Origin of the sequence: Dietzia cinnamea NBRC 102147 (assembly GCF_001571065.1) — a bacterium.
GTDB lineage: Bacteria > Actinomycetota > Actinomycetes > Mycobacteriales > Mycobacteriaceae > Dietzia > Dietzia cinnamea.
This window is the reverse complement of sequence record NZ_BCSW01000111.1, coordinates 1-2,871: the sequence shown is the minus strand read 5'-3', so window position 1 is coordinate 2,871 and position 2,871 is coordinate 1. Positions and strand designations below refer to the sequence as shown.

Genomic DNA, 2,871 nt, shown 5'->3' with positions numbered 1-2,871 from the left:
CTAGTCACCCGGGGCTCAGGCGCCCCGGTCGGCGTTGCCGGCCTTCCAGGTCTCCCACGGGACGTTCCAGTCACCGAGGCCGTCCCAGCCGGGCAGCGTGGGGCCGACGGTCCCGGTGACCTCAAAGATGTCACCGCGCTTGGCGTTGTCGTAGAACCACTTGGCGTCCGCCGTGGTGACGTTGAGGCAGCCGTGGCTGGTGTTCTGGCTGCCCTGCGCCCACACCGACCACGGCGCGGCGTGGACGAAGATCCCGCTGTACGACATCCGCGTGGCGTACTGCACCGGCGTGCGGTAGCCCTCCGCCGAGTCCACCGCCACGCCGTACGTGGACGAGTCCATGATCATCGAGGCGTGCTTCTCGCCGATCACGTAGGTGCCGTTGGGCGTCGGGGTGGCGTCCTTGCCCATCGAGGTGGGCATGGTCTTGATGACCTCGCCGTTGCGCTCGACGGTGATCATCTTGGTCGAGTCGTCCACCCGGGAGATCACGGCGTCGCCGATCTCGAAGTTGCTGTGGGCGTCCTGCTGCCCGTACATCCCGCCGCCGAGATCCTCGCCGTAGATGTCCACGTGGACGTCGATCTTGGTTCCGGGCGCCCAGTACTCAGCGGGGCGCCAACGGACCTCCTGGTCGGAGACCCAGTAGAACGCGCCCTCGACCGCCGGCTCGGTGGTGATGTGGATGTTCTCCTGCGCCGCGCGGCGGTCCGCGATGGGCTCGTCGAACATCACCGCGACGGGCTGGCCGATCCCCACCACGGACCCCTCACCCGTGGTCAGGTAGGCGGCCGTCATGATGTTCGGCGTCAGCGTGGTGAAAGTGATGTTCTTACGCGTCACGAGCCCGGCCTCGTCAGTGGCCGTGGACTCCAGCGTGTACTGCCGGCCGTAACCGAGATCCTCGGTCGTGCGCCACTCGGTGAACTCCGGGTTGAACTCGCCCTGCACCTGCACGCCCTCGGGGTTGCGCACCACGACGGAGTCGAGCTTGCCACCCTCGGCGGTGAGGACGATCGGCTCGGCGGGGTTTGCGTCGGTGGCGCCGTCCGCGACCGACAGGTCGATCACCGCGGCCGGATCCGCCGGCGCCTCGGCCACGGGGGTGTCCTCCACCGTGCCGTCGCCGATAGTGCAGCCGGTGAGGACCAGCGCGCCGGTGAACACGGCGGCCAGACCGAGACGGGCCCTCGACCGGGCCCCGGTCGCCCGCCGCGCCTTCCGATCCGTTGTGCGCAGGTTCACTGAGGGCCCCTTCCAGCTGTCTCTTCCGCCCGGACGCGGCCACGACCGGAGGATTTCTACACCAGTATGCCTGCCGGGCTGCGCGCATTCCATATCGAGTCACCGGAGGGTGTCACATCACGCACCTCCCGAGTCGGATGGCGACACGGTCGATGACCAGGCGATTTCGTGATCCGGACTCACGGCTGTTACTGTTTCTCTCGCACCACGGAAGGCCGCGAGGCCGGAAGAACAAGCGCCATTAGCTCAATTGGCAGAGCAGCTGACTCTTAATCAGCGGGTTCGGGGTTCGAGTCCCTGATGGCGCACAGAGCGAAAGCCCCGGGTTTCACGACCCGGGGCTTTTTCGCGTGCGCCGGGGGCCGCGTGGGGCCCGGCGGGGCCGCTGCACAACGAGAGGAGCGTCCCGCACACGTCGCCCGAGTGGAAGTGCGCGGGACGCTCTTCTGGAGGGAGCCGAGCGGAAGCCGGACCGACGCCTGAGTCGTGGCCGGACTCGACCTGACCGAGTCCGTGCCGAGCAGCGGGCTCAGAGGGCCCGGCGGGCCGCCAGGTACGCCTCGATGCGCTGCCGTTCCTTGCGCTTGTTGGCCATCGACACCGTGATCCCGCCGACGACCAGAGCCGCTACCCCGCCGAGCACGGCCAGTACCCGCGGATCCTTCAGGGCCGCGGTCGCGCGCTCCTTACCCTCGGTCGCGAGGTTCTTGGGATTGACCCGGTCGATGATCTCGTCCAGGGTCGTCGCGAGATCGTCACGCGCCTTGGCGATATCGCCCTCGATGCTGTCGTAACTCCTGGACACCAGACCTCCGTCGATCGCTCGTCCGCGGGTGCCCCGCGGGTCTTGACCACGCCCACGCTACTGCACACCGACGGGATGCGCGCCCGAGCGCCGGTGCATCGGATAGGTTGGGAGGGTCCGACGCCCCGACTCGACCCCAGGAGCACCGGTGACCACACCACGGCTCGAGGTGGGCCAGCCGGCCCCCGCGTTCACCCTCCCCGACGCCGACGGCACGCCCACGTCGCTGCAGGATCTCCTCGCGGAGCACGGGAGGGTGCTCGTCTACGTCTACCCCGCCGCCATGACGCCGGGGTGCACGACCGAGACCGTGGACTTCGAGAACGCCCTCCAGCAGCTGCGGGACGCGGGCATGGGCGTCGTCGGCGTCTCCCCCGACGCGCCCGAGAAGCTGGCCCGGTTCCGGGACAAGTACGGCATCACGTTCCCGCTCCTGTCCGATCCCGACAAGACGATGCTCACCGAGTGGGGCGCCTTCGGCGAGAAGAAGAACTACGGCAAGACCGTCATGGGAGTGATCCGCTCGACCTTCGTGGTGGAGTCGGACGGCACCATCTCGATGGCCCGGTACAACGTCCGCGCGAAGGGGCACGTGGCGATGGTCGCCAAGCTGCTCGGTGTGGAGCTCCCCGAGCCGCAGCCGGCGGAGGGCTGAACCACCCATGCCGACCGAATCGTCCGAGCGCGCCCACGAGCCGTCACGGGATATCACCGACGAGGCCGTCCAGGACGAACCGAACATCCTCGTCCCCCGCCGCCGACCGATCCAGGAGCGCAGCCGCCGGAAGTTCCAGGCACTCCTGTCGTCGGCCCGGGAAGTG

3 protein-coding genes, 1 tRNA gene and 1 pseudogene are annotated in these 2,871 nt (G+C 68.7%); 3 read left to right on the top strand and 2 right to left on the bottom strand.

Annotation, left to right across the window (positions count from 1 at the left end; all coding sequences use genetic code 11):
* Nucleotides 1–15: 15 nt before the first annotated feature.
* Nucleotides 16–1,245 carry a L,D-transpeptidase gene (locus DCI01S_RS16260; protein ID WP_106385790.1) on the bottom strand — a complete coding sequence of 410 codons (1,230 nt, stop codon included), beginning with the start codon at nucleotides 1,243–1,245 and terminating at the stop codon, nucleotides 16–18.
* 235 nt (nucleotides 1,246–1,480) lie between these two features.
* Between DCI01S_RS16260 and DCI01S_RS16255 the strand changes: the two genes are divergently transcribed.
* Nucleotides 1,481–1,553, top strand: a tRNA-Lys gene (locus tag DCI01S_RS16255).
* A gap of 221 nt (nucleotides 1,554–1,774) precedes the next feature.
* Here the strand turns inward: DCI01S_RS16255 and DCI01S_RS16250 are convergent.
* Entirely contained in the window at nucleotides 1,775–2,050 is a 276-nt protein-coding gene (locus DCI01S_RS16250) for a DUF3618 domain-containing protein (RefSeq protein WP_061230180.1), read from the bottom strand.
* A gap of 148 nt (nucleotides 2,051–2,198) precedes the next feature.
* Between DCI01S_RS16250 and DCI01S_RS16245 the strand changes: the two genes are divergently transcribed.
* Both DCI01S_RS16245 and DCI01S_RS18010 read left to right on the top strand, forming a co-directional pair.
* Complete coding sequence (locus DCI01S_RS16245) at nucleotides 2,199–2,705, top strand: peroxiredoxin (RefSeq protein ID WP_061230179.1); 507 nt, start codon at nucleotides 2,199–2,201, stop codon at nucleotides 2,703–2,705.
* A 7-nt stretch (nucleotides 2,706–2,712) separates the two neighbouring features.
* A pseudogene (locus tag DCI01S_RS18010) lies at nucleotides 2,713–2,871 on the top strand (TetR/AcrR family transcriptional regulator); the annotation flags it as partial.